Below are 26,124 nucleotides of genomic sequence, written 5' to 3'. Positions count from 1 at the left end.
GGCCGAAGTAGAAGTCGGCTATGTAGGCGCCCGGTTGGAGGAGGTACCCGTTTTGGGTTTGTGGGATCAATGTCAGCTCGTGGGTGGTGGTGTTCGACATGATCGGCATGTTTCCGTACATGCCGTACACCTGCAGATCATGTGAGAGCTGACGGCCGTCGATGGTGATTTTGTATCCCCTGATGGTGAGGGTGCGGCCACTCGCCTGCGCGAACTCCGAGAAGCGCTGGTCGACTACGATCTGGCCATCGGTCGTCAGGCCGAAATAGAAGTCGGCTACGTACGCACCCGGTTGAAAGCGGTAGCCCCCCATCGGGACCAAGGTCAATTCGTGGGTACGATCCCGTTCGAGGACGCTTCCTCCCACCACCACAGGAAGGAGGTCGTGTGAGAGAGCCCTTCCGTCGAGCGTCATCGTGAACCCGCGGATGGAGAGGGTGCTGGTTCCGCGACCGCTCAGGAACTGTTCGTAAGCCAGGTCGTACTCGATAATCCCGTTGTCGGTGACGTGGAACTGGAAATTCGCCGGCTGGCCTGCCATCTGCTCAAAGCCGTAAACTCCCGGCTCGAGTGGGACCGTCGGAGCGCTGGCACCGTCCAAAACTGGACTGTGCCCGGGGATCAAGAATTGTGTGTATGTAAGACCGCTGGTGTCGATCCGGATATCGGCCATTTCTTATTACCTGCCCACGTAGAGTGAATCTTTGATCATTTTGTGCTGGGTGGCGAGGCGACTAGTGGTTGTCGGCTGCCAGTGGCGAATCCACCTGACCACGCGTGGGGGGCAGGTTGCTAGGCGCCGGCTGGGCCGCGGATCTCGATGGCATCCAGCGTCATGCTCGGCGAATTAACTGTCGCACCAGGCCAACTTCCGACGACCTGAAACGTGATCAGGATGTGGGTCACATTCGTGAAATCTACGCCTGCCATTGCTCCCTGACCGGCGAAGTCGGCGAATCGGAACTCAGTTGGCCCCGCACCGACGAAAGCACTGGAGTAATGCGTTCTGTGTGGAGTAAAGATATGCGCGTACAGGTAGACGCCGATGCCTGCAACGTGCGAAATCATTACCCTGATCCTGTCGGCGCCACCTTCATGCAGATTGATGCCCAGGCCGGGCGCCAACGGGTCCTCCCGCAGCCCATAGCCGACCGCGAGGTTGGCAATATGCTTCGGACCGAGCACCAGATTAAGCTGGTCGATGGCGAGTTTCACTCTCGCCGTTTGTGCAGGAGAAAGGTTGCTGACGCGTACCATGCGCATGGCGCCCAGCATCGAACCCTGCTGGAACTTCCTTGCGCTGGCCACCGAGCCGATGTCAAAGTCGAAAGGGCCGGTTGTAAAATCATCGACCACCCGGTTCAAACGCGCCACTGACGCGACATTCAAATGCTCATTTCCGGATCCCCGCCAGGAGAGCAGAAGCTTACGGTTATGAGTGGTAAGAGCGAGGCCGGCCTCGGAGGACTCCGACGCGTACACTCGCTTGCCGAACCCACTCGTGTCGCCCATCGGCCCGGCAAGATTCAGTTCCTCGTCTCCTTCGCCGGTCCATCCCATGAGGAGCAGATCATCTTGTGATGCGAGATCTGGCGCATAATCGCTAGTCTCGGGCAGAGTGGCCTTCTTCCCGAGGCCAGCTATAATTTTTGTCTGCGGAGGTTCGCTGGCCAACTGCTGGTGCACTCTGGCAACGTTCAAATTTGCGTTGTCGGAGCCTTTCCAGGCCAGGAACAATCGTCCGCCTGCGTGGGAAAAGATTGCAGGCCCGCCATCAGAGGTTTCTCTAAAAGTGAATTTCCCGCTCCAGGTTGCGCCTCGATCCAAGGATATTATGATGTTGAGTTTATTGTCTTCTCCGGTCCAGGCCAAGTATAGGGCGCCGTTTAGATCGCTAGTTAGGGATGGCCGGAAGGGACTTTTCTCGGCGAGAGTAACCTTCCGCTTCAGACCTATGATCTGTGGAGGTTGCGGGTTGCTGAATTCTACTTCAGCGATGTTGAGCCTACTGTCTTCCCCTGTCCATGCGATGAAAACCGTATGGAAGAGGGCTGCCAGTGTTGGCGAGAACTCGGAGGTCTCTCTTGACGTGTGCTTTCCACCATAAGTGACGCCGTTGTCTCCTGACACCAGCAGGTTCAAATTCAGGTTGTTACTGCCCTTCCAGGCGAGGAAGATGCGTTCGCCATTGGAGACCACTGACGGGCTGACATCGCTTGCTTCGGCAAGCGTAGTCTTTTCCGTCATTGCGCCGAACACGGGCCAAGTCTCGCTTCGCACACGCAGTGTGATCGAGCCTGCCGCATCATCGCGGTCGACGACTCTGAGAGAGAGAAACGCTTCTGGGATGAATGTCGTGGAGCTGAGCTTCGCGGAGAGTCGAGCGATCAGCGTCGAGGTGACATGCGGCGGGCTACCGGACGTGAGATGCACCAGCACCCATCCGGGCTCTCCCGGAGCGGAGTCGGGTATGGCACGGTCCCACTCGGCATCTCGGGCACGGTACTCGATAAGGACCCGCTCGTTGGCCAGGCCGTCGGCGAATGCCACGTTAGGCGGCTGAGGTGTATCGCCAGGTGGGGCGCCCCGCAGCCGCCGAAGCTGCACATGTATCTCACCTGGCCTTGAACGCAACGCGGGTCCAAGGTCGACTCCGTGCTGGCCCAGGTTTAGCCACCCACATCCGAGCAGGGTCGAGGCGATCATGCCCGGCCCCGAGGCATTGTGATCGTTGATGTCATGCGGAAGGGCATAGTTGAAACTCGAAGCCGCGGTCACGTGGGGAGTGGGCGAGCCAGCGGGGCCGGCCGGGCACCGGCTTCTTTCGGCATCGCGGCTGTAGAAGAGGGAGCGGCAGTTTTGGCATTTCCGCCACTCAGACTGTTCAGGACCGGGTGGGATGTCACGCGGAAGGGCGTAATTGCGGCCCCCGGTCCCTGCATCATGGCCGCCGCCTGCGGGGCACCTGCTCTGACCGGCGTCGGAGCCAAAGAACAACATGAAACATTTCCCGCAGAGCCGCCAGCCAGACTCCTCCGGCCCGGAAGGGATGCCGTGACGAAGAACGTGGTTAAACGCGGATGACTCTGTCGCATGGCCCGTTCCAGCGATCGCCGCCCCCGGGCACGTCCCCTTCTGTGTGGGGTTGCCATCAAAGTAGAGCGCGAAGCATTGAACACAGAAGCGCCAGTCGGGCTCCCCAAATTCTTTCCGAAAGCTGAAGGACGGGTCGTCAAACGACCACTTTCCGCCCTCTGCCCCCATGATACAGAAGGGATCGCCATACTCATTCAACCCGAGGGGCTGATCCAACCGGGAGTGGTTAGCGCCGAACATGTGGCCTAGTTCGTGTGCGAACAGCGCCGGCGTCATATCTATGGCGCTCAGGTGAAGGTATGGCTTGCCGGGCGCCCAAGCGGCGCTTCGGGCGTCGGGGTCATCGATGACCAATGCAAAGTGGGTGAACGGAGTCAAGTCCACACCGAGTCCTTGGGTGATGAGTGGACGCGCGAGATCAAAGAGCCCGAATGAGTGGCCGACCGTCGCCCACTGCTCGTCCGTCATCCCCGTCAGCCTGAACCAGTCAAAGACAAGGAATTCGAATGTCGCACGACTACCCGACTGGTCATCCAGGTAGGCGGCGACCTTAATGGTTGTCCGGTTGATGAAATCTCGTGTCAGGTGTGTCGCTCTCGGCTTGCTGGGGCCAATTATGGGCAGGATTGCCAATTTTCTCACATTTCCCCCGAATGAAGCGCGATAAGCTTGCATGCTACAACTGTCGCAACTGCATCCCTTCGAATACCCCAATGCGCCGTTCATAGTCTTCGGCCTCAGGTGGGCAAGCAATACCTATACATCGAAGACCCGCGCGTTACCTGAGCCCGTCCCCCGCATGAGAAGACTGTGACAGTTGCTTGCCGGACATTTGACAGCCAAGTTCCCTCCGCTCCTCCCTGCTGGAGGTTGGATTGGGGCGCACCCTCGAACCTCCGGCAAGGACGAAAGCTGGTGGTCTTCTTTGATCTTTCAATGAGGTGCCGACTTGTATCGGTTCGGTTCGTGGGTCGGGGCGGCTGTGCCCGTAGCGCGCCGTAGGGAGTCGTAGGGCGCAGGGTGGGATGGCTCGTGATGTGCCTGCCGAAGTTTGGCTCTCCCGGGGTATGCCACCCGCTCGGCGTCCGCTCTGCGGCCTGACTCAACAGAGGCGTGACCCGGTGGTAATGGGCTCCGGGAAGTCGGCGTGTCGGCTGCGGATCAGCGCCCGTGTCGTCTCGTTTTGCACGAGACCGTGCTCGGTGATTCTTCTCGGTGTCGACCCGCAGAAGTCCACCCACACCGCGACCGCGCTGCACAGCGCGACCAACCAGCCGATCGACTCGGTCCGGATCGATGCCGCGCTGGTGGGGTATCGCCGGCTGCTGGCGCGGGGCCGGCAGTGGCCGCGACGGCGGTGGGTGATCGAGAACGCTCGCGGGCTGGGCGGCATTTGGCGCAGTGGTTGCTGGCCCGCGGGGAAGAGGTCCTGGACGTGCCGCCCACCGCGACCGCGCGAGCGCGGCAGCTCTCCCGCGGCGGAGGCCGCAAGAACGACCAGATCGATGCCGCAGCGGCGGCGACGAGCGCGGCCACCCAGGGTGACGCCTGCCCGGTGGACGCCGAAGACCACACCACGGCGCTGGCGCTGCTGGACGAACGGCGCGTCAACCTCACCCAGACCCGGGTGCGTGCGGTCAACCAGCTGCACACGTTGCTGCGGGGCCTGCTGCCCGGTGGTGCGCCCGCCCAGCTGTCGACTCGGCGGCGGCTCTGCAGCGCGCCGTGCGGCAGCCGGGCCGGTCGAGCACGTCCGCAAGCAACTGGCCAAGGACCTGGCAGCCGACATCCACCGGCTGGATGAGCAACTGGCCGCCAACGCTCAACTGCTCCAGCAGGCCGTCACCAAGGCGGGCAGCACGCTGATGGACACGCCCGGGATCGGGCCAGTGATGGCCGCCCGGCTGATCGCACGCACCGGACGCGCTGGCCGCTTCCCCACCCCCTGCCGCCTTCGCCAGCTACTGCGGCACCGCACCGATCGAGATCGCCAGCGCCGGCAGAGCCCGCCACCGGCTCTCCTGCAGCGGAGACCGGCAGCTCAACGCCGTGCTGCACACCATCGCCGTCATCCAGATCCGCATGCGCCACACCGCTGGCCGCGCCTACTACGACCGCAAGATCGCGGAAGGCAAGACCCCCAAGGAAGCCAAACGCCGCCTGACCGACCACATCTGGCGCGTCATGCAAAGCGACGAACGCCGCCGCGCACGGACGGGCCCGGGAGGACTGAGGTGCCCCGGGTTCGATGACGTCCTTCAAGCCAGTCATGATCTTGGCTGGCAGGGAGGAGAATGACCGTCGATGGCAGCACCACGTAAGTACCCTCAGGAGCTCCGGGAGCGGGCCGTGCGGCTGGCTTTGGAGTCGGATCGGCCGATTCTTCGAGCTGAGGTCAAACAAGACGTACGTCACGATCTGAACCGCTTGAGAAATTCAGCGACCTGCTCGACCAGGTCCATCAGCCGGGCTCGTTCCCGCCAGCACCCCGCGCGCTCCGGAACCCGACGGTCGGCGTCGCCCATGTCGTGCTCAGCACCGCCCACGCGGCCCGCACGAGCGCACCGGCCAGCCATCCGACCAGAAAGGCAGGACGAACAGAGCGGCCAGCACGGCGTTCAGCGGGTCAATCCGCGGGGCCTCCGCGCGGAGATCGACGTCGAGCAACACGCCTAGTGACTCTTCCTGGGGCGGACCGGCTCGAATCTTGCTTGTCAGGTCACTCGCCGGATGTCCGCACGGGCGGCGCACCGTCGGCCCGATCCCAGCCTGCCGGAGAACGACGCGGACCAGGCGAAATGCCTGAAGACCCTTTGTTCCGCGCCTGCCCATCCAACGAGTACCGCAGACGGAACGGGCGAGGCGCGGCGGCCTCGCCCGTTCATGAGCTGCTGCGCGAGGTACCTACTGCTTGAGCAGGTTCTGCATCTTGGTGATCTCGGCGGTCTGGGTGGACACGATGTCCCCGGCCAACTTCATGGCCGCCGGGAACCGCCCGGAGGACTGCTCGGCCTTAGCCATCGTGACGGCACCCTGGTGATGCTTGATCATCATTTCCAGGAACGTCTTGTCGAAGGCCGCGCCTTGGGCGCCTTGCAGATCCTTCATCTCCTGGTCGGTCATCATGCCGTCCATGCCGCCGTGGCCCATGTGGCCCGTCCCGCCTGTCCCGGGCGCGGGCACGGACGATCTCCAGCCGGTCAGCCAGGCGGACAGCTGCTTGATCTCCGGGTCCTGGGCCTTCTTGATGTCCGCGGCGAGGGACTTCACCTTGGGGGACGCGGCGCGGGTGACGGCGAGATCGGCCATCTCGATCGCCTGGCGGTGATGCGGGATCATCATCTGGGCGAACATGACGTCCTGCTCGTTGTGCCGACCCCGCGAGCCTTCACTGGCGGACGGCGACGCGCTGGTCGGCATCGAGTGACCGGCCATCGGGTCCTTGCCGTCGCCGGAGCCGTTGTCGCCGCAGGCGGCCAGGCTGATGGTCAGCGCCGGGACGGCGACGAGCGCGAAAGCGCGCTTCATGATGGAGAACCTTCCGTGTCGAAGTCTGTGACGTCAGGGAACTGGGTGCCATGAAGGCGCCGATGGCCTGTCACAGCCTCAACACGCTCAACCGGTGCAGGAACGGTCTCGGTGGCGGCCGGCCCACCAGCGGGATCCGGACCCTGATCAGGAGACGCCGGGCCACGGTCACCGGCCCGCGCAGAAGCAGCGCGACGATCGCTCCGAAGAACGAGATCAGGACCAGCATCGCAAGGCAGACCTGACCGCCCGGATGTTCCTGGTGCTGACCACCTGGATGATCTCTACCCGAGGGCTGATGGACGGCCTTCGCCGCGGACGGCACGGCATTCTCAGCCGCGCTCATCGTCGCGTCGTGAACGGGGCTCGTCGCCGCCAGTGCGACTCCGGCCATCTCGCGCGGGCTCGGCGACGCTTGGAAGCCGTGCATCGCCAGCACACAGAGGAGCAGGAGCAGACCGACCGGCAGCTTCAAGGCTCGTCGGCAGCGCTCCGGTGACCGCTTCAACCGCCCCACTCCTGCTCCGAAGTCGGGCCGGTCACGCGCTCTTCGGGTCATCGGCCGCATCAGACGTGATCAGGCGACGCGGACGCCACCGGCGAAGGGGCGGCCGGAGATCGAGCTGATCTTGACGACGTCGCCGGTCTGCGGGGCGTGCACCATCTTGCCGCCGCCGATGTACAGGCCCATGTGGTGCAGGTCGCTGTGGAAGAAGACCAGGTCGCCGGGCCTGAGCTGGCTCTGCGAGACGCGGGTGCCGGCGGTGAACTGGCTGCCGGTGTAGTGGGGGAGGCTGATGCCGACCTGGGCGTAGGCGTAGAGCGTCAGTCCTGAGCAGTCGAAGCCCCTGATGTTGGCGCCCTGCGCGGTGCCGTAGGTGGGGCCCGACGCGCTGCCGCCGCCCCAGGAGTACGGGACGCCGCGCTGGCTCAAGGCGGCCCGGACCGCGCCCATGGCCTTGGCCGAGGCGCCGCCCGGGTCGACGTTCACGGCCGGACCCGCACCTGTGCGGGCGCCGGGGCCGAAGCCCAGCTTGGCTTCGACCTTCTTCAGTTTGGCCTGCAGTTCCTTGTGCTTCTTCTTGGCCTGGTCGGTGAGTTCGCGGACCTGCCTCGTCCGGGCTTCGGCGGACTTGCGGGCGTGTTCGGCGGCCTGCATCGTCTGCAGCAGCTGGGTGAGGCGGATGCTGTCCCGCTGGGCGAAGTAGTTGAGGGTGGCCGACTTGTCCAGGACGGCCTGCGGGTCACCGGCGGAGGCGAATGCGACCGCCGGGTCCGCAGGACCGTTCTTGTAGCTGTCGGCGGCGAGCCTGACGATGTGGGCTCGGGCCTCGTCGAGGGCCTTCTTCTGGCGCGCGGCGTTGGCCTCGGAGACCTTGGCGGCGCGCTGGGCCTGCTGCAGCCGTACGCGCAATCCGTTGTACTGCTCGCTGAGCTTCTCCGCGTCGTCGGCGAGCTTCTTCTGCTGCTCGGTCAGCTCTTTGCGGGTCGGCTGCGGCTCGGCAGAGGCCGGTGGGGGAGCGAGGAGGCTCGCGGACAGGGCGATCGACGCCGTCCAGGCCGTGCCCGTGATGACCCGGCGGCGGGCCGACGTCAGGTGTCCGGCAGCTCGTCGCTGCATGTGGTGTCCTCTCCTGTACCGCCTACCGGGTGAGCTGCCGGGTTCGGGCCGGAGTCGCCCTGCCGCTCGCGGGAGCGGATTCACCCCAGGTGGAGAAACGGTTCCCCGGTTCCCCGGACCCTGTGGATCCGGGAGTTTCGGCGCGGCCGTCGCCGTCCCCGGCGGGGACGCCTCGCTACGACCTCCTACGAAGCGTAGGAGATAGTGGCCTCATTCGCCACCCAAGTAGTCGATGACGACAAAACGCCCCAGCGGTCTCAGCAGATGTGGGACAGTTCCGCGATCGTCGCGGTCGCGGCGGCGAGGGGAGCGGCGACGGCGAGCGTGACGAAGGCGGAAGCGGCGGCCTTGGCGGCCCGGCGCGGTCTGCTCACCTCGGTGGTCTCCAGCCGCAGTACGCGCTCCGCCAGCCCTCCCGTCGACGGGCCCGCGGCGCCGAGAGCGCCGGCTACCCCCGGTGTCGCCGCGAGCCGGTGCAGGGCGTCGACCAGCGTCCGCCTGCCGCATGCCCGCGCCGCCGCATCATCGGCGGCCATCTCCAGCAGCAGCGGAAGGTTCTTCTTCGCCCGCCGGACGGTGGGCGGCCACGGCAGGAGGGCGTGCACGAGATCGAGCATGAGCAGCAGCGCGTGATGACGCTGGCGCACGTGGGCTCGTTCATGCACCAGGACCGCGTCGAACTCCTCAGCGCTGAGGAGTTCCTGCGCACCGGTGCTGACCACGATCGCCTTTCGCCTGGCAGGCAGCGAATAGGCCACGGGAACGGGGTGGTCCAGGACGAGAACGTCCTCATGCCCCTCATGCTCGGTGGCGACGAGCCGGAGCATCTCCCGATGCCGGCGCCGGTGACGCACCGCACGTCCGACCCGGGGCAGACCGTGCGCCACTCTGGCGCAGCAGGCCACCAGCAGGACCAGGCTGGCGGCCGCCGCCATGATGATCGCCTCGTCCCGGTGATGCGGAAGGCAGCCCCGCAACCACTCCAGGGCGCCATGACCGGGCGCCGGCGGCGCCAGCAAAGCCGCCGCGACGACGCCGACACCGGCGATGACCGTCCCGGCCAAAGCCGCGACCCAACAGGCGATGGCGATCACCGGGTGCGCGGCGGGACGCCCGACCCGAGCGAGGACCGGCCCCGCCAGGCAGCCCAGCAGGGCCGCGGTGGAGACCAGGCCGATCACGAGATAGATCACGCTGTCACCCGTCCTCGGAGTCGGCCGTGCGGCGGCGTAGGGCTTCCAGCAGGTGACGCGCGTCCTCAGGTGGGACGCTCTCGGCGAACCGGGCGAGGATGCTTCCGTGGTCGGGAGACTCGATGAGCGCGTCGAGCATCAGCTCGACCGCGTACTCCTCCCGCGCGCGCGTGGGGGAGTAGCGGAACGCCAGCCCGTCCTGGGTGCGCTGCAGCAGTCCCTTCTGCGCCAGCCGCTCGGCGACGGTCTGGACCGTGTTGTAGGCGAGCGCCTTGTCGCTGTTCTCATTCAGCTTGGCCAGCAACTCACGAACCCGCAGCGGACCGGACGCGTCCCAGAGCACGTCCATGATGGAACGCTCAAGCGATCCCCCCAATCCAGCCACGTAGCCCACCTCCATTCCGCAGACATTGTGCCGGAGACCGCCTTTCTGGCCGGGGCGCTCTCAATGGTGGTACTGGTGGACGACGGCGTGCCCCTTGCCCCGTCCGATCATCCAGCGGTTCAGCGGTGTGGTGAGGACGAACGCGACGAGGAACGCGATGGCCAAGGCGCCCCAGAACTTCACGCTCGCCGGGCCCGCGTGCATGGCTCCAGGGATCATCACCATCGTTGCGTTGTCCAGCACCTCCATGACCGCGATCGACACCGTGTCGGCGGCCAAGGCGACCTTGAAAGCGGCTCGCAGCGAGAGCCCGGCCCTCAGCACACCGCGCATCGTCAACGCGTAACCGAACATGAACGCCAGCACGACTGCAAGGGCGATCGTCGCCACATTCGACCAACCGAGTGCTGTCCCGATCACCATGCCGAGCACTTCACCGATGGCACAGCCGGTCAGGCAATGCAACGTCGCCTGGGCCGCCATCGTCCAGGAGACCGACCCGCCGTGGCCGTGAGAGGCATGCCCCGCATCGTGTCCGTGATGCCCGCTGTGCGAGGCAGTGCCCCCAGGCATGCCGCTCTCATCCGCCTTGCGTCTGTCTTGGGTGGTCATCACCGATCTCCAGCCGCTTGTCTGATTGCCTGGAGTATGCCCTACAAGCTGTAGGAGGTTGCGCGCCCGCCCGTGGTACCGGCGGGAACCGCCCGAGACTGAGATCACTTCCCTACTCATCATGCGGTGGTGCCCGTCGCACGCGAGGCACGGACGTCCCAGCTCAGGTGACGGGTTCGTCAGTGCCCCGGCGATGATCGCGACGCCGTGTTGCGCCTTAGCGTCGCCAAACGGAGGCATTCGTTGAGGGCGCCGACGCGGAGGTGCCGACCCATGCCGCAAGCAGTACCGCGGCGGCGCGGCCCCCGCGATCCCGAACAGCACGGCAGGTCTTCTCCCTGGACGCGTTACCTGAACGGTAGGACTCCTCGGTGCCACACGCCTCGACGGGTTCACATCATGACTCGGAGCCCGAAAGTGCGACGAAAGGACCCTCATCCCGCTGAACTGGCCAATCTTAAAGTCTCCTGCGTTTGTGATCGGACGGCGAGGCAGACGAGGCCTTGAGCGGGAACACGTTGCAGTTCGGGATAATTGATATGCAAATCATTTGGTGCGCGCGGGTGCGGTGAGGCCAGATTTCAGCTGGCGCCCCTGGCCTCGCCAGCGGGCATAGCTTCGAGTTTCAGGACCTGGAGTATTTCCTGGTAAAAGCGGTCCATGGCTGTGTCGATGCTGCGGACGAAGCCGGCTTCTTCGGTGCCGCGTTTGGTTCCCAGCCCGGTCGCGAGGGTCAGGCGAAAGGTGTCGATCTGTGGCGTGTCCTCGGGGATGAGAAGGCCGGGCTCGGTGAGGAGGTTTTTCAGCAGGTCGCAGGGGCCGGTCTTTTGTTTGGGGGCGAGTGCTTCGATGCGGAGTTCGGCCGGGGCGTTGTTGAGGTGGCGTAGCAGCCATTGGACGCGGGTCAGGGGACGGGCGCGGGCTGCGGCGGGGACTTCGACCGTGGTTTCGATCTGCCCGGTGCGCAGGTCGGCTTCGAGGAGGACCGGGCCGCCGGCGTTGGGGATTCGGATTTCGGCACTCATGCGACCGGACTCCACCAGGGAGGTCACGGTCTGCAGGCGTCGCACCGAGGCATCTCCGTCGCGTCGTTTGCGGAGGACGGGGGCGATGGCCAAGCCCGTCTCACCGCTCAGGCGCAGACACAGTTGCCGGATCAGTTTCTCCCAGCTCTCGGCCACCTGCATCGCGCGCCGATCACCCAGACGCAGCGTGCCCCTGGTGACGGCATTGCGTACCGGGACCCAGGCGGCGTCCATGTCCCGGAAGCCCTGGCAGTCGGCGTTGTCCTGACGCAGGTAATGCAGTAGCTCGCTCAGTAGCCAGGCGTGAACGGGGTTTGCCGCGCCGTCGTGGAGGCAGAGCATCTCGGCCTCGTGCGCGACCTCGGCCCAGGACAGGTGGCGCAGAGCGACCTTGCGCAACAGCCGCTTGTCGACCTTCAAGGGATGCTCGTTGTCCAAGGCCAGGTCGTTGGACAACGTGATCACGGTTTCGTAGCCGTGCCGGGCCGCCACGCTCAGATAGGCCTCGACCTGGTCGGCCTTGAGGGGATTGCCGCCGGTCTTGGTCTCGATCAGCGCGGTCCAGATCCGGCCGGCCCTGGCCACACGCAGGACCCCGTCGGGGCGGACCTTACCGTCGCCGTGCTTGAAGGAGGCTTCGGCGAAGGTCTGGATGGTCCCGGCGGGGGCGTTGAAGCGGGCCGTCAGACGGCGGCCGAATTCGGGCACCTGCGCCATGACGGCCAGTAGTGTGGCGGTCGCGCGTATTTCGCGTTCCTGGTCGTTCTGCAGGCCCGTGACGGGGAACAGCCGGGCATGCTGCCAGGACGGATGCTCGGCCAGGTTGATCTTGACCGCCTTGGGAACGGTCGTCTTCTTCTTGGACGTCCGGACGCGTTTAGGAGGGTCACCGTTCTTGGAGGGCGTTGCCCCAACGGGCGGGCTTGTGGTGGCGGGGGCCGGGGGGGGCCTGGCTGTTCCGGATCGGGTGTGGCGGTCGGCTGCGTGGGGGTCTGGGTGGCTCCTTCCTCTTCCTCAGTGTCGTCGACGTTAATGCCGAAGTCGGCGGCCAAGCCCGCGAGCCCGGACGTGTAGCCCTGGCCCACCCGCTCGGAATTTCCAGGCGTCGCCCTGCGGTACAGCTCCCCGAAATGAACGCGGTCTCGGTGTCGGCGTCGTTGATGTCGAAAGTCAGCAGCACCTCTCCGTTACCCTCGGAGACGGCGAGCCGTAGATCGTCCAGCGCCCCGAACGTCGCACCCGCATAGCGGCTGGCGGCGATGACCACCCTCTGCACTTCAGGTCGCAACGCGTCCAGGTCGACCAGGATACGGTCCTCGCTGCCGGTGGCCGTGGGCGCCTTACCCAGCAGACGCACTGATTCGTCAGCGGTGGCGAGTTGGTTGTAGAAGACGAAGTCCGCATCGCTGCCGACCTTGCCATTGGCGTCGACCAAGAGCACTGAGACATCGGCCTCACCTTCACCAGAAGGGTCGATCCAGCTCAACGCCACAGTGACCGGCCCCGTCGCCGTGGTCAGGCCGGACAGGTCAATGTTGGCGCCCTTGGCCATCTGATGCACTGCGTTTGCTCCTCTAATCGCGCCTGCCCTCGCGCGCACAGTGGGAGCTCTGACGGCCACCCATACGCGCAATCACGTAGGGCCATTATTCGCATGCGCAGTGCCAGCGTATGCCGATCACTCGCCGTAACGTCCCGACGCGGCGCCCAGGGGCCACACTCGGCCACCCGCCGAGATTTGGCCGGCCGAGTTGGCTCCACGATCCAGAAGGAGGAGACACGCGAATACGTCACGGCAATGGATTGGTCGAGGCTCGCCACCACAGGTAGACGCTTTGCCAGATCGGCGGCTGGGTTATCCGAGATGCCCTGACAGCCAGCAACAACGGGAACTGTCCGGGCGTGGTTTCGATCAACCGCATTGGAGTTATCGGCGAAGCGGCGCATTTCCTAGGAGGCGAGGTGACAACGTGGCCGATGGGGCGCCACAGACCGCGGCATTGCCGGCACGGTCCGCTTGCTGAAACCTGGACGACCACTTATGCCGCGAAGCGTGCCGAAGTCGTGCGCAGGTAGTGAGGTCGTCGGGTTTGTTCAGGGGAGGGGGAAGCCTAGTCGGCGGCCTTCGCGGCGTAGGTCGTCGCGGGCGGACGGGTGGGCCACCTCTTCGATGATCTGCTGTGCTTGGGATGCGGCGTCGTGTGCCCAGATGGTCGCGGTGCCCTGCTCGCTGACGATGTAGCTGTGCTGGAACGAGGTGACCGGGCCGGCCAGCCGGGGAATGACGGTGGAGACGTCGGCGCGGGGGTGCCAGGACGGCAGCGCGATGATGGCGTGGCCGCCGGGGGAGTGCAGGGCGCCGACGACGAAGTCGGTCTGGCCGCCGAATCCCGAGTAGATGACCCCGCGGACGCGGCTTGCGTTGGCCTGGGCGTAGAGGTCGACCTGCAGGGCGGAGTTCACCGAGATCAGGCGGGGGCGGCGGGCGATGAGGTTGGGGTCGTTGGTCTTCTCGGTGCGCAGCATCCGAACGCGTTCGTTGCGGTCGGCCCAGTCGTAGAGTTCCCGGCTGCCGAAGGCGAAGGAGGCGGTGATGGGGGTCGTGGGGTCGAGCACGCCCGCCTTCTCCAGTGCCAGGACGCCGTCGCTGAACATCTCTGACCAGACGGCTAGGCCGCGGCGGTCCAGGAGGGAGGCCAGGACGGCGTCGGGGATGGCGCCGATGCCCAGTTGCAGGGTCGCGTGTTCGGGTACCAGGTGGGCGACCCGTTCGCCGATCTGGTTTGCGACCGGTCCGGGTGGCCGTGTCGCCGGGGTGGCGAGGGGTTCGTCGGTCTTGATGGCGTAGTCGATCTCGTCGGTGGCCAGGACGGCGTCGCCGTAGGTGTAGGGCATCTGCGGGTTCAGTTGGGCGATCACCAGGCCGCCGCGGGCGCGGACGGCTTCGATGGCGGCGGGCAGGATGTTGACCTCGATGCCCAGCGAGACCGTTCCGCCCGCGGGGACGGAGGTCTGCACGAGGACGACGTCGGGTGGCAGCGCGCCTTTCAGGAGGTTGGGTACTAGCGATAGTCGTGAGGGGAAGTACCGCAGGTTGGCGCGGCCGCGCATGCCCGCCCCGACGAACGGGGTCTCCAGGTCGACGCCGTCTCGGTCCGGTAGGTCGCCTTGGGCGTTGAGCATGAACAGCCGGTACTCGGGGAGCGCGCCGTTCAGGAGGGCCAGGAGGCGTCGTGGGGTGGCGAAGTTGCCTCCGGCGACCACGCGCGGCCGTCCCGGCAAGCCCGCCAGCATGGCGGCGAGTTGGCCTTCTGAGATCACACGCATCGGCGCGTCCTTCGCTTTTCGCTGTGCTCGTTCGGTGGTCGCAACTCGGGCATGGGTGGTCCTCCTGGTTCCTTCACCTCACAGCGAATACCTCCGCGCCTTCCGTGTGCAACGGACCAAGGTCCTTTGCGGGCTCCCGCGTCGAAAAGCGGCCACGTACAGGCATTTGATCGCCTGAGTGGCGCTGAGGGAAGGGGCGGCGGAGTGTGACCTTCGGCCCTGCCTGCGGAGCGGTGCGGTGTGATGCGCTGTGATCAACGAGCGTATGGAGGAACCGTGACGTCGACGAACGCGCACAGCGTCCTGCCGTCTGGCACCGAACTTGAACTGATCGACGCCTATTGGCGGGCGGCGAACTACCTGTCGGCCGGGCAGATCTATCTGCTGGACAATTCGTTGCTGCGCGAGCCGCTGCAGCCGGAGCAGATCAAGCCGCGGCTGCTGGGGCATTGGGGCACCTCGCCGGGGCTGAACTTCTGCTACGTCCACCTGAACCGGGTGATCAAGGCCCGTGACCTGGACATGATCTACATCATGGGGCCGGGGCACGGCGGCCCCTCGGCGGTTGCGAACGCGTGGCTGGAGGGCGCCTACAGCGAGGTGTATCCGCGTGTTTCGCAGGACGCGGAAGGGATGCGGCGGTTGTTCCGGCAGTTCTCCTTCCCGGGCGGGGTGCCCAGTCATGTGGCGCCGGAGACGCCCGGTTCGATTCATGAGGGCGGTGAGCTCGGCTACTCCCTCGCGCACGCCTATGGCGCCGCGTTCGACAACCCGGACCTGGTGGTGGCGTGCATCGTCGGCGATGGCGAGGCCGAGACCGGGCCGCTGGCGGCGAGCTGGCATTCCACCAAGTTCGTGGATCCGGTGCACGACGGGGCGGTGCTGCCGATCCTGCACCTCAACGGATACAAGATCGCCAATCCGGCGGTGCTGGCCCGTATTCCAGAGGAAGAGCTCGTCCGGCTGCTGGAGGGGTACGGGCATGCGCCGATCGTGGTGTCGGGCGACGACCCGGCCGTGATGCACCGGCAGATGGCGGCCGCGCTCGACCGGGCGCTGGACGAGATCGCCCGCATCCATCGCGACGCCCGCGAGGATGGCGCGACGGACCGTCCTCGCTGGCCGATGATCGTGCTGCGGACGCCGAAGGGCTGGACGGGTCCGAAGGTGGTCGACGGGCTGCCGGTGGAGGGGACCTGGCGTTCTCATCAGGTGCCGCTCGCCGGCGTCCGCCAGGATCCTGGCCACCTGGCGGAGTTGGAGGCGTGGTTGCGCTCTTATCGTCCGGAGGAGTTGTTCGACGAGGACGGCCGCCTGGTCGCGGAGCTGCGCGCACTGGCGCCCGAGGGAGCGCGGCGGATGAGCGCCAACCCGCACGCGAACGGTGGGACGCTGCTGCGCCCGCTCGACTTGCCCGATCCACGGGTGCACGCGGTGCCGGTGGCCGAGCGCGGCAAGCCCATGGCGGAGGCCACTCGGGTCCTCGGCAATTACCTGCGCGACGTCGTCGCGGACAACCCGTCCACGTTCCGGATCATGGGCCCGGACGAGACCGCGTCCAACCGGCTGGGCGCGGTGTTCGAGGTGACCGACCGTGTCTTCGCGGGCGAGACGCTCGACACCGACGAGCACCTGGCCCGCGCCGGCCGGGTCATGGAGGTGCTGTCCGAGCATCTGTGCCAGGGCTGGCTGGAGGGTTACCTGCTGACCGGACGGCACGGGCTGTTCAACAGCTACGAGGCGTTCATCCACATCGTCGACGCGATGTTCAACCAGCACGCCAAATGGCTGAAGGTCGCCCGGGACCTGCCGTGGCGGCGGTCGATCGCGTCGCTGAACTACCTGCTGTCCTCGCATGTGTGGCGCCAGGACCACAACGGGTTCACCCACCAGGACCCGGGGTTCCTGGACGTGGTCATGAACAAGAAGGCCGAGATCGTCCGGGTGTATCTGCCGCCGGACGCGAACACACTGCTGTCGGTGGGCGACCATTGCCTGCGCTCGCGCGACTACGTCAACGTGATCGTGGCCGGGAAGCAGCCCGCGCCGGTCTGGCTGTCGATGGAGGAGGCCGTGGCGCACTGCACCCGCGGCATCGGCATCTGGGAATGGGCGTCCACCGACAATGGGGCCGATCCCGATGTCGTGCTGGCGTGCGCGGGCGACGTCCCCACGCTGGAGACCCTCGCCGCCGCCGACCTCCTACGCCGGTTCTTCCCAGATCTGCGGGTCAGGGTGGTGAACGTGGTCGACCTGATGCGGTTGCAGCCGGTCGAGGAGCATCCGCATGGGCTGTCCGACACCGAATTCGACGCGCTGTTCACCACCGACAAGCCGATCATCTTCGCCTTCCACGGCTACCCGTACCTGATCCACCGGCTTACCTATCGCCGCAGGGGCCACGGCAACCTGCACGTCCGCGGCTACAAAGAAGAGGGCACGACCACCACGCCGTTCGACATGGTCATGCTCAACGACCTGGACCGCTTCCACCTGGTCATGGACGTCATCGACCGGGTTTCGTCCCTCGGCGGACGTGTCGGCCACATCCGGCAGCGCATGGTGGACGAGCGGCTGCGGCTGCGCGCCTACACGCGCGAGCACGGCGAGGACGCCCCCGAAATCCGCGACTGGGCCTGGTCCCACTGAGCCGGGAAGGAACTCCGATGCGGGTCCTCACCGTCAATCCCGGATCCAGCAGCGTCAAACTCAGCCTGCTGGAAGCCGATGACACCGTCCGCGCGCGGATCGAGCTGCCGACCGGCGGAGCCGACCGGGCGGCCGAGCGCGTGCTCGCCTCCGTGGCGCGGCTGCCGCGCCCGGACGCGGTCGGCATCCGCTTCGTCCACGGCGGACGCGACTACATCCAACCCGTACTGATCGACGACGAGGTCACCAAACGGTTGGACGCGCTGGCCGATCTGGCGCCGCTGCATCAGCCGCTGTCGCTGCACGCGCTGGGGGAGATCCGCCGGGCTCTGCCGGGCGTCCCGGCCGTGGCGTGCTTCGACACCGCCTTCCACGCCACCCTCCCCGAGGCCGCCGCCACCTACGCGATCCCCGCCGAATGGCGTGAACGGTTCGGGCTGCGCCGCTACGGCTTCCACGGCCTGTCCCACTCCTACGCGGCCCGCCGCGCGGCGGAATTGCTGGACGCCGACCTTTCCGGCCTGCGCCTGGTGGTGTGCCACCTGGGGGCGGGCGCGTCCCTGTGCGCCGTCGCCGGAGGCCGCTCGGTCGACACCACGATGGGATTCACGCCGCTCGACGGGCTGGTCATGGCCACCCGGGCGGGCGCAATCGACCCGGGCATCCCGCTGTGGCTGCTGGCGCACGGCGTCCCCGCCGCAGAGGTCAGCGACGGCCTTGAGCACCACTCTGGGCTGCGGGCCCTGGCCGGGACGGGTGACATGCGGGAGCTGCGGTCGCGTGCCGCCGCCGGGGACGAGGCAGTCGCCTCAGCGCTGGCGGTCTACCACCACAGGCTGCGGGCGTGCGCGGCGGCGATGACCGCCGCACTGGGCGGCCTGGACGCGCTGGTGTTCACCGGCGGAATCGGCGAACACGATCCTCTAGCCCGCCGACGCCTCGTCGCCGACTTGGCCTACCTGGGCGCACGGATCGACCCTGAACGCAATGCCGCCGCTCACGGCGACACGCTGATCAGCCCGCCGGACGCGGCGGTGGCGGCGGTCGTGGTCACCGCCCGCGAAGACCTGGAGATCGCCGCGGGCACCCGCACCGCCCTGCACGCCAGATGACGCTCGGCCATCCGCAGCAGACCGAGATCGACGATGGCGCCGAAGAGACGCATCGAGAGATGCGCCGGTCGTCGCGGCGCTTCTGCTGCCCGCACCACCCGTACCCGGTCCTCATGCAGGGACGTTGGGCTTGCGTGTCGGGACGTTGGGCACTATCGGCGCCATACCGCCGGATTCGAGGCTGGAAGTGGCAGCAGAACCGATGAAGGAGGCACGTTATGCGAGCGCTGGTGTATCACGGCCCTGGTAAGCGGGCGTGGGAAGAGGTTCCCAAGCCGCAGATCATTGAGGACGGCGACGCGGTCGTCCGGGTGGACGCGGTGACGATCTGCGGAACCGATCTGCACATCCTCAAGGGCGATGTCCCGGCCGTGACCGATGGCCGGATCCTCGGCCACGAGGCGGTCGGCACCATCGAGGCGGTCGGCCCGGGCGTGCGGACGGTCAAGCCCGGCGACAAGGTGCTGGTGTCGTGCATCACCGCGTGCGGGACGTGCCGGTTCTGCCGTGAAGCCCGCTACGGGCAGTGCCTGGGCGGCGGTGGCTGGATCCTCGGCCACAAGATCGACGGGACGCAGGCCGAGTACGTGCGGGTGCCGTTCGCCGCCACCTCCGTCCACCCGCTGCCGACGGGCGTGCCCGCGCAGGACGTGCTGATGCTCGCCGACATCCTGCCGACCGGCTACGAGGTCGGCGTGCTCAACGGCGCCGTCCAGCCCGGCGACACCGTGGCCGTGGTGGGGGCCGGGCCGATCGGGCTGGCGGCGATCATGGGGGCGCGGCTGTTCAGCCCGAGCACCATCGTCGCGATCGACCTGGCCGACAGTCGGCTGGAGGCGGCCAAGCAGTTCGGCGCCGACGTCACGGTCAACAACTCTCGGCAGGACCCGCTCGCCGCCGTCCGGGACCTGACCGGCGGGCTTGGCGCGGACGTGACGATCGAGGCCGTCGGCGTCCCGGAGGCGTTCGAGCTGACGGTCGCGCTGGCCCGGCCGGGCGGTCACATTGCCAACATCGGCGTGCACGGCGCCCCGGCCGCGCTGCACCTGGAAGAGGAGTGGATCCGCGACATCACAATCACCACCGGCCTGGTGGACACCTTCTCCACCCCGACGCTGCTCCGCCTGGTCGCCGGCGGCCAACTCGACGCCGGACGGTTCATCACCCACCACTTCACGCTGGATGAGTTCCCGAAGGCCTACGACGTGTTCGCCGACGCCGCCAACACCGGCGCGCTCAAGGTCGTGCTCACCCGCTGAGCCGCCCGCACTTTCCCTCCGAAGCCGCGGCCGCTCCGGCGATGGCCGCGGCTTCACCCATGCCCCATCTCGCCCGGAGCAACTGCGCGGAGTCCGGTGACCGTCGTCCCTACAGACAGGGACTTTCGGCCGCGGAATCACGGGGTCCCGCAGTCTACGCGTCGAGGAGCGGGCCCGCTGGCGTGTCATCGAGGCGCACGCGCCGCTGCGCAAACTCTTCCCCGGCGTGGACGTCGTGGAAGACATCGTCCAGGACAACCCCGCCGCCGCGCTGGTCGCCGCATCCCGCGACGTTGACCTGGTGATCGCGGGTTCGCGCGGCCGCGAGGGCCTGACCGTCCCGCGGAGCCGGGCGGTGACGCATGCGCTCGTACACCACGCGCACTGCCCGGTCACGGTAGTGGCTGATCACCGCGGCGTCTGATCGACGCCGTCGCACGCGAACGAGGCCCGGCATATGCCGGGCCTCTAGTTTGTGTCTCAGCACTGTGCCCGGAATGCCTTCTCCCACGCCTTCCCTGGAGTGTGTCCAAACACGACGCGACGCTTCAGGCCTGGCCTCAACCGCGACTTCTACCTCAAGAAACGCGCCTGAGGCCTCAAACATACCCAGGCCGTTGTAGCCCTGGCCCGCCGAGAAGTCAGTGGCCCCGCTGGGCGAGTTTGAGCAGTTCGACCGCCGCGTAGGAGACGGCGGCGATGACGGCGATGCGGGCCCAGGCGGCCGGGTCGAGCGGTGCGGAGTGGAACAGGTCGTTCATGGCGGGGGTGTAGGTATAGAGGAGCTGGAACGCGATGAGGCCGAGGGCGCTGACCGCGACCCAGGGGTTGCGGCGGATACCGCGCCACAGCAGGGGACGGTCGAGGGACAGGCAGTTGAACAGGTAGGTCGTCAGGGTCAGCGCGAACACGTTGACGACGACGGTCTGTGCGACCTCGGGGGAGGCGTCGTGGGCCCGTTCCCAGTGCTGGAGCCCGAACGCGCCCGCGAGCAGAATCGCCGAGACCAACAGGATCCGGAGGGTCAGCGCCCGCGAGATCAGCGGCATGGACGGGTCGCGCGGCGGGCGGGTCATGATGTGCTCGTCCTTGGGCTCGACCGCGAACGGCAGGCCGAGCACCAGCACGGCGGTCATGTTCAGCCACAGCACCTGCAGCGGCAGGATCGGCAGGTCGGTGCCGGCGAGGATCGCGGCGACCAGCACCAGGCCGAGCCCGACGTTGGACGGCAGCGCCCACACGATGAACTTGACCAGGTTGTCGAAGACGCCGCGGCCCTCCTCGACGGCCTTCTCGATGGAGGCGAAGTCGTCGCCGGTCAGGACCATGTCGGCCGATTCCTTGGCGGCGTCGGTGCCGGTGCGTCCCATGGCGACGCCGATGTCGGCCTGCTTGAGGGCGGGCGCGTCGTTGACGCCGTCGCCGGTCATCGCGATGACGTGCCCGCCGGCCTGGAGGGCCTGGACGAGCCGGAGCTTCTGCTCGGGGGAGACGCGGGCGAACACGGTGGTGTCGCGGACGCGTTCGGCGGGGACGTCGGCGGTGAGCTCGGCGCCGGTCATGACGGCGCCGTCCAGCCCGATGCGGGCGCCGATGGCGCGGGCGGTGGCGGCGTGGTCACCGGTGATCATCTTGACCTGGACGCCCGCGTCGTGGCAGGTCCGGATCGCCTGGGCGGCCTCGGCGCGGGGCGGGTCGAGCATGGCCTGGAGGCCGAGGAAGGTCAGCGGTGGCAGCTCGTCCAGGGCGCCTTCGTCCGAATCGGCGGCGCCGGTGCGGCCGCGGGCGAAGCCCAGCACGCGCAGCGCCTGCGCCCCGTAGCCTTCCGCGCGGTCGTGGACGGCGGCGGCGTCGAGCGGGACGGGCTCGCCGTCCGGGCCGGCGGCGTCGGTGCACAGCTCCAGGATCCGCTCGACGGGGCCTTTGACGTAGACGGATCCGTCCTCGTGGAGGGTGGCCATGAAGCGGCGCTCGGAGCTGAACGGCAGCACGGCGGCCCGGGCCGGGACGTGGTCCAGGCCCGCCTTGGCGGCGCTGGTGAGCAGGGCGCCCTCGGTCGGGTCGCCGGTGATCGTCCAGTCCTCGCCTTCGTGGAGCAGCCGCGCGTCGTTGCAGCCCAGCCCGGCCAGCAGCAGCTCCCGCAGCACCGGGTGGCCGTCGAGATCGACTGGCCGCCCGTCCTGCTGGATCTCGCCGGCAGGGGTGTAACCGGTGCCGGTGACGGTGTAGTCGCGGTCGGCGGCGGTGATGTGGGTGACGGTCATCTGGTTCTGGGTGAGCGTGCCGGTCTTGTCGGTGCAGATCACGGTGGTGCTGCCGAGCGTCTCCACGGCGGGCAGGTGCCGGACGATCGCGCCGCGCCCCACCATCCGGGCCACCCCGAGCGCCAGCGTGATCGTCACGATCGCGGGCAGCCCCTCGGGGATCGCGCCGACCGCCAGCGCGACCGCGGCCGTCAGCATCTCCGCCGACCCCCGGCCGCGCAGCACGCCGATCACGAAGGTCAGCGCGGCCAGCGCCAGGATCGCCACGGTCACGACCTTGCTGAACTGAGTGATCTTGCGCGTCAGCGGTGTCCGCACCGTGGTTGTGGTGCGCGTCAGCCGCTGGATACCGCCCAGCTCGGTGCCGGTGCCGGTGGCGACGACCAGGCCGGTCGCACGCCCGGCGGTGACCAGGGTGCCGGAGAAGGTCATCGCGGTGCGGTCGGCCAGCGGCACCTCGGGCAGCGCCGCCGGGTCCTTGGCGACCGGCACCGATTCGCCGGTCAATGCGGACTCGTCCACGGCCAGCTCGTCGGTGCGCAGCAGCCGCAGGTCGGCGGGCACCTTGTCGCCCGCGTCCAGCTCGACCAGGTCGCCGCGGACCAGATCGGCGGCCGCCACCGTGCGGGGCGTGCCGTCCCGGACCACCGTCGCCGTCGTCTGGGTCATGGCCGCGAGCGCGGTGAGCGCCTTCTCCGCCCGGGACTCCTGGACGTATCCCACCACGGCGTTCACGATCACCACGCCGCCGATCACCAGCGCGTCGACGTGCTCGCCGAGCAGGGCCGTCACCCCGGCGGCCACCAGCAGCACGTAGATCAGCGGGCTGTTGAACTGGAGCAGGAACCGGGTCACCGGGCCGTGCCCGCGGTCGGCGGGCAGCGTGTTGGGGCCGTCTCGCTCCAGCCGTCTCGCCGCCTCGCCGGAGGTCAGGCCGTCGGCCGGGTCGCCGCCGAGCTCGCGCACGACGTCCTCGGCGGGCCTGCGGTAGGGCGCCAGCGCCGTCATCATCGGGCCCTGGCCAGCCGCTCGCCGTACTCCCCGGTGCCGATCAGAACCATCGGCGCGCTCCACATCCACATCGAAGCGGGCCAGCCGTCGTCTCCCACGTGCCCCCGGCCATCGCCGGGAGCGGCGCCCACAAGGGCAGAACCGGTGTTCATCGCCCCACCTCCTGATGCCTCTACCTTGTAATCCCAGGGCACGCGCAGACAGGGCCGAAGGTCCCCCCGGATCGGCGGTCCCATGCCTCCGAACGCTGCGCTGCCGCCGGGCGAGCCTGGAAGACCGCCCTACTCGGATCTGCCCTTGGAGACGGACGAGTCGGCTTTGAGTTGGGCGGCGAGGGCGGCGGCTTGGGTGCGGCGGCTCATGCCGAGTTTGGCGAAGATGTTGGAGATGTAGTTCTTGACGGTCTTTTCGGCGAGGAAGAGTCGTTCGCCGATTTGCCGGTTGGTGAGGCCTTCGCCGATCAGTTCGAGGATGTGCCGTTCTTGTTCGGTGAGGCCTTGGAGGGGGTCTTTCTTCTCTTGCCGGGTGCGGATGCGTTCGAGCATGCGGGCGGTGCTGCGGGGGTCGAGCAGGGATTGGCCGGTGGCGACGGTGCGGACGGCGCCGACGAGGTCGGAGCCGTGGATCTGCTTGAGGACGTAGCCGGCCGCGCCGGCCATGACGGCGTCGAACAGGGCGTTCTCGTCGTCGAAGGAGGTGAGCATGAGGCAGGCGAGTTCGGGCATCTGGGAGCGGATGTCGCGGCAGACGGTGACGCCGTCGCCGTCGGGGAGGCGGACGTCCAGGACGGCGACGTGGGGCCGGGCGGCGGGGATGCGGGCGAGGGCTTCGGCGGCGGTGCCGGCCTCGCCGACGATCTCGATGTCGTCCTCGGCGGACAGCAGCGCGGCCACCCCGCGCCGGACGACCTCGTGATCGTCCATCAGGAACACCCGGATCGTTCCCGCGTTCGCTGGCGATTGGCCCGTCATGGCATCGGTTCCCTCGGCTCAGTGGCTGACGTCTTGGACGTTACCCCGCGATCGTCATGCTCCCCAGGCAGCCGGAGGTCCTCTACCCGCAGGACCAAGGTCCCGGCGTCCGGAGGCCATTGGGTCCGGCGCGACGGACCTGCGTCCCTGTGGAGACGCCGGTCCCGGTGGTGGACTGGAAGGAGAGAGGAGAGTTGATCATGCAGACCCAGAACACTTCCCCCGCGGAGATTACCGATATTGTCCAGCGTGCCGTTGAGGACGCGGTGTGGGCGCCGTCGGTGCACAACACCCAGCCGTGGCGGTTCGGCGTGCGCGGATCGCGGATCAGCCTGAGCGCCGACCCGGACCGCCGGCTGGACGTCGCGGACCCGGAAGGCCGGGAGATGCTGATCAGTTGCGGCGCGGCCCTGTACAACCTGCGGCTCTCGCTGCGCGCCCACGGGTTCGCGCCCGTCGTGCGGCTGCTGCCCGACCCCGACCGACCGCACCTGCTCGCCGACGTCCACCTGGAGCCGGGCGACGAGCGGGACGCGCAGGACGCCGCCCGCGAGTACGCGCAGATCCGGCGGCGCCGCAGCCACCGTGGCGGGTTCCGGCCCGACCCGGTGAGCGGCGGTGTGCTGGCGGCGCTGCGGCACGCGGCCGAACAGGAGGGAGGACGGCTCGTCCAGGCCGTGGACGCGCACGTCAAGGGAGCCCTCGCCGCCCTGACCGGCGCCGCCGAGCACGTCCAGCAGCGCACGCGTTCGTATGCGGCGGAGATCGCCCGCTGGGCCCCGGCACCGGCCACGTCCCGCCAGGACGGCGTCCAGCACGGCGCCTACCCCAAGCAAACCCCGCGGACCGAGCCGCATTTCCCGGCACGCGAATTCGCACGCGGCCAGGGCTGGGGCACGGAACCGTCCGGCGACGACGACACCGCCATCGCCGGGACCGTGCTGCTCCTGGTCACCCGGGAGGACACACCCACCGCTTGGCTGGAGGCCGGCCAGGCGCTCCAGCGCGTCCTGCTGCGCGCGGCCGAGCATGACCTGTCGGCCGCGTATCACACGCAGGCGTTGCAGGTGCCCGAGCTGCGCTCCTTCATCCGCACGCACTTCTGCGGCGACGCTCACCCGCAGATGCTGCTGCGGCTCGGTGTCCCCAACGGGGATGAGCTGGCCACCGTCCGGCGTCCCGTCAGCGAGGTGCTGACCGAGGAGCGGTAGGCGAGCGACTCGGGGGTCCCCGGTCGGCGGCGAGCTGGTCCTGGTTGCACGGCTTCCCGCCGAACCATCCGTGGATGCGGACGTTCCTGGGCGTCCCGATCCGGTGCGGGACGAGGCGTTCGGGAACCTGAGCCCACCGAGAAGGTCGGCGGGGAGTCGGATCAAGAGGACGAGGTCGTGGTGACCACGCTCGCGACCGCAGCCGGGAGCGCGGTCGAGAACGCCGGGCTGTACGAAGAGACCCGGTGGGGAAGCGCTGGCCGGGCCGGCGTCCGCGGACGGGACTGGACGGCCCCATCCGCCGGATCCGCTTGACGATCTTCGTGTTGCAGGGGCCGGAGATGCAGGAGTTGCTGCGCGGCCGACTCCACACGCTCGTCGACGCTGCGACCGAGCATCAGGGGTTCGCGCCCTCGGTGCGGCTGGGCGGGCTGCTGGACACCGCCGTCGACGACGAGACCGGCGAGCATGTGCTGGCCGTCGTCCAGGAGGCGCTGTCCAACGTCGCCCGGCACGCCCGCGCTACCGAGACCACCCTGCGCGTGGATGTCGGCGACGAGCTCACAGTGCGCGTGGACGACAACGGCGTCGGCATCGGAACGGTCGGCGGCCGTAGCGGCCTCCGCAGCATGGCCGGACGGCGCCGAGAGGCCAGGCGGCGAATGCGCGCCCGATCCCACACCGAGAAGCGCCTCACCGCAGGTCGTTCGGCCCCTTCAGATCACCGTGAGAAGGGACGTTGGTCCCCCCATCGGTGCACCGAACGGACCTGCAGCGCAGGTCAGCGACGGAGTTGACTCGGAGGTGAAGCGAACGACGATGTGATGGAAGGTGAGAGGCGATGGCGCTCTCTGAGCACA

General features: G+C 67.8%; 21 protein-coding genes, 1 pseudogene and 1 riboswitch. Of the genes and pseudogenes, 9 read left to right on the top strand and 13 right to left on the bottom strand.

What is annotated here, in order from left to right; genetic code table 11:
* Both ACH34S_RS41585 and ACH34S_RS41580 read right to left on the bottom strand, forming a co-directional pair.
* Positions 1-673, bottom strand: a 673-nt coding sequence (locus tag ACH34S_RS41585) for a hypothetical protein (RefSeq protein ID WP_395958449.1), incomplete at its 3' end; no start/stop codon positions are given.
* A gap of 119 nt (positions 674-792) precedes the next feature.
* Entirely contained in the window at positions 793-3,771 is a 2,979-nt protein-coding gene (locus tag ACH34S_RS41580; protein ID WP_395958448.1) for a hypothetical protein, read from the bottom strand.
* A 472-nt stretch (positions 3,772-4,243) separates the two neighbouring features.
* On the opposite strand from ACH34S_RS41580, the gene ACH34S_RS41575 reads away from it, so the two are divergent.
* The 3 genes and pseudogenes from ACH34S_RS41575 to ACH34S_RS41565 all read left to right on the top strand — a co-directional run bounded on the left by ACH34S_RS41575 (position 4,244) and on the right by ACH34S_RS41565 (position 5,394).
* Complete coding sequence (locus tag ACH34S_RS41575; protein WP_395958447.1) at positions 4,244-4,900, top strand: transposase; 657 nt, start codon at positions 4,244-4,246, stop codon at positions 4,898-4,900.
* 61 nt (positions 4,901-4,961) lie between these two features.
* Positions 4,962-5,048: pseudogene (locus ACH34S_RS41570) on the top strand (transposase); the annotation flags it as partial.
* The gene (locus tag ACH34S_RS41565; RefSeq protein WP_395958452.1) at positions 5,023-5,394 is read left to right on the top strand and encodes a transposase; all 372 of its coding nucleotides are present in this window, start codon (positions 5,023-5,025) and stop codon (positions 5,392-5,394) included. The pseudogene ACH34S_RS41570 and the gene ACH34S_RS41565, both read left to right, overlap by 26 nt.
* A 606-nt stretch (positions 5,395-6,000) precedes the next feature.
* Here ACH34S_RS41565 and ACH34S_RS41560 read toward each other — a convergent pair.
* From ACH34S_RS41560 to ACH34S_RS41520, 9 genes are all read right to left on the bottom strand, one after another.
* Positions 6,001-6,624, bottom strand: a complete 624-nt coding sequence (locus tag ACH34S_RS41560) for a DUF305 domain-containing protein (RefSeq protein ID WP_395958446.1) — start codon at positions 6,622-6,624, stop codon at positions 6,001-6,003.
* Between the two features lie 70 nt (positions 6,625-6,694).
* Positions 6,695-7,099, bottom strand: coding sequence for a DUF6153 family protein (locus tag ACH34S_RS41555; RefSeq protein ID WP_395958445.1), 405 nt, complete (start codon positions 7,097-7,099; stop codon positions 6,695-6,697).
* A gap of 102 nt (positions 7,100-7,201) precedes the next feature.
* Positions 7,202-8,245 carry an NlpC/P60 family protein gene (locus ACH34S_RS41550; protein WP_395958444.1) on the bottom strand — a complete coding sequence of 348 codons (1,044 nt, stop codon included), beginning with the start codon at positions 8,243-8,245 and terminating at the stop codon, positions 7,202-7,204.
* Positions 8,246-8,248: 3 nt separating this feature from the next.
* A riboswitch (cyclic di-AMP (ydaO/yuaA leader) is annotated at positions 8,249-8,389 on the bottom strand.
* Positions 8,390-8,502: 113 nt separating this feature from the next.
* Positions 8,503-9,438 carry a M56 family metallopeptidase gene (locus ACH34S_RS41545; RefSeq protein ID WP_395958443.1) on the bottom strand — a complete coding sequence of 312 codons (936 nt, stop codon included), beginning with the start codon at positions 9,436-9,438 and terminating at the stop codon, positions 8,503-8,505.
* 4 nt (positions 9,439-9,442) lie between these two features.
* Entirely contained in the window at positions 9,443-9,838 is a 396-nt protein-coding gene (locus ACH34S_RS41540; RefSeq protein ID WP_395958442.1) for a BlaI/MecI/CopY family transcriptional regulator, read from the bottom strand.
* A gap of 45 nt (positions 9,839-9,883) precedes the next feature.
* Entirely contained in the window at positions 9,884-10,435 is a 552-nt protein-coding gene (locus ACH34S_RS41535) for a DUF4396 domain-containing protein (protein WP_395958441.1), read from the bottom strand.
* A 581-nt stretch (positions 10,436-11,016) separates the two neighbouring features.
* Positions 11,017-12,177 (bottom strand): hypothetical protein, encoded by a 1,161-nt coding sequence (locus ACH34S_RS41530; protein ID WP_395958440.1) that lies wholly within the window; start codon positions 12,175-12,177, stop codon positions 11,017-11,019.
* 169 nt (positions 12,178-12,346) lie between these two features.
* Positions 12,347-13,012 carry a TerD family protein gene (locus ACH34S_RS41525; RefSeq protein ID WP_395958451.1) on the bottom strand — a complete coding sequence of 222 codons (666 nt, stop codon included), beginning with the start codon at positions 13,010-13,012 and terminating at the stop codon, positions 12,347-12,349.
* Between the two features lie 542 nt (positions 13,013-13,554).
* Positions 13,555-14,787 carry an acetyl-CoA hydrolase/transferase family protein gene (locus tag ACH34S_RS41520; protein ID WP_395958439.1) on the bottom strand — a complete coding sequence of 411 codons (1,233 nt, stop codon included), beginning with the start codon at positions 14,785-14,787 and terminating at the stop codon, positions 13,555-13,557.
* 276 nt (positions 14,788-15,063) lie between these two features.
* Here ACH34S_RS41520 and ACH34S_RS41515 point away from each other — a divergent pair, with 276 nt between their 5' ends.
* The 4 genes from ACH34S_RS41515 (at position 15,064) to ACH34S_RS41500 (ending at position 20,231) form a co-directional block, all read left to right on the top strand.
* Positions 15,064-17,436, top strand: coding sequence for a phosphoketolase (locus ACH34S_RS41515; RefSeq protein ID WP_395958438.1), 2,373 nt, complete (start codon positions 15,064-15,066; stop codon positions 17,434-17,436).
* A gap of 17 nt (positions 17,437-17,453) precedes the next feature.
* Complete coding sequence (locus ACH34S_RS41510) at positions 17,454-18,548, top strand: acetate/propionate family kinase (RefSeq protein ID WP_395958437.1); 1,095 nt, start codon at positions 17,454-17,456, stop codon at positions 18,546-18,548.
* A gap of 218 nt (positions 18,549-18,766) precedes the next feature.
* Positions 18,767-19,807 (top strand): zinc-dependent alcohol dehydrogenase family protein, encoded by a 1,041-nt coding sequence (locus ACH34S_RS41505; protein ID WP_395958436.1) that lies wholly within the window; start codon positions 18,767-18,769, stop codon positions 19,805-19,807.
* 136 nt (positions 19,808-19,943) lie between these two features.
* Complete coding sequence (locus tag ACH34S_RS41500) at positions 19,944-20,231, top strand: universal stress protein (protein WP_395958450.1); 288 nt, start codon at positions 19,944-19,946, stop codon at positions 20,229-20,231.
* Between the two features lie 217 nt (positions 20,232-20,448).
* Here the strand turns inward: ACH34S_RS41500 and ACH34S_RS41495 are convergent, their stop codons facing one another.
* Complete coding sequence (locus ACH34S_RS41495; RefSeq protein WP_395958435.1) at positions 20,449-23,082, bottom strand: cation-translocating P-type ATPase; 2,634 nt, start codon at positions 23,080-23,082, stop codon at positions 20,449-20,451.
* 281 nt (positions 23,083-23,363) lie between these two features.
* Positions 23,364-24,053: a response regulator gene (locus ACH34S_RS41490; RefSeq protein WP_395958434.1), complete on the bottom strand. Its 690-nt coding sequence runs from the start codon at positions 24,051-24,053 to the stop codon at positions 23,364-23,366.
* 200 nt (positions 24,054-24,253) lie between these two features.
* On the opposite strand from ACH34S_RS41490, the gene ACH34S_RS41485 reads away from it, so the two are divergent.
* A complete protein-coding gene (locus ACH34S_RS41485; RefSeq protein ID WP_395958433.1) occupies positions 24,254-25,264 on the top strand; it encodes an Acg family FMN-binding oxidoreductase in 1,011 nt (336 codons plus the stop codon).
* Positions 25,265-25,509: 245 nt separating this feature from the next.
* Entirely contained in the window at positions 25,510-26,061 is a 552-nt protein-coding gene (locus tag ACH34S_RS41480) for a sensor histidine kinase (RefSeq protein WP_395958432.1), read from the top strand.
* Positions 26,062-26,124 lie beyond the last annotated feature (63 nt).

Origin of the sequence: Actinomadura sp. 3N508, assembly GCF_044326375.1 — a bacterium.
Classification (GTDB): domain Bacteria; phylum Actinomycetota; class Actinomycetes; order Streptosporangiales; family Streptosporangiaceae; genus Spirillospora.
Note: the sequence above shows the minus strand (reverse complement) of the source record. Positions and strands in the feature narration are given on the sequence as shown.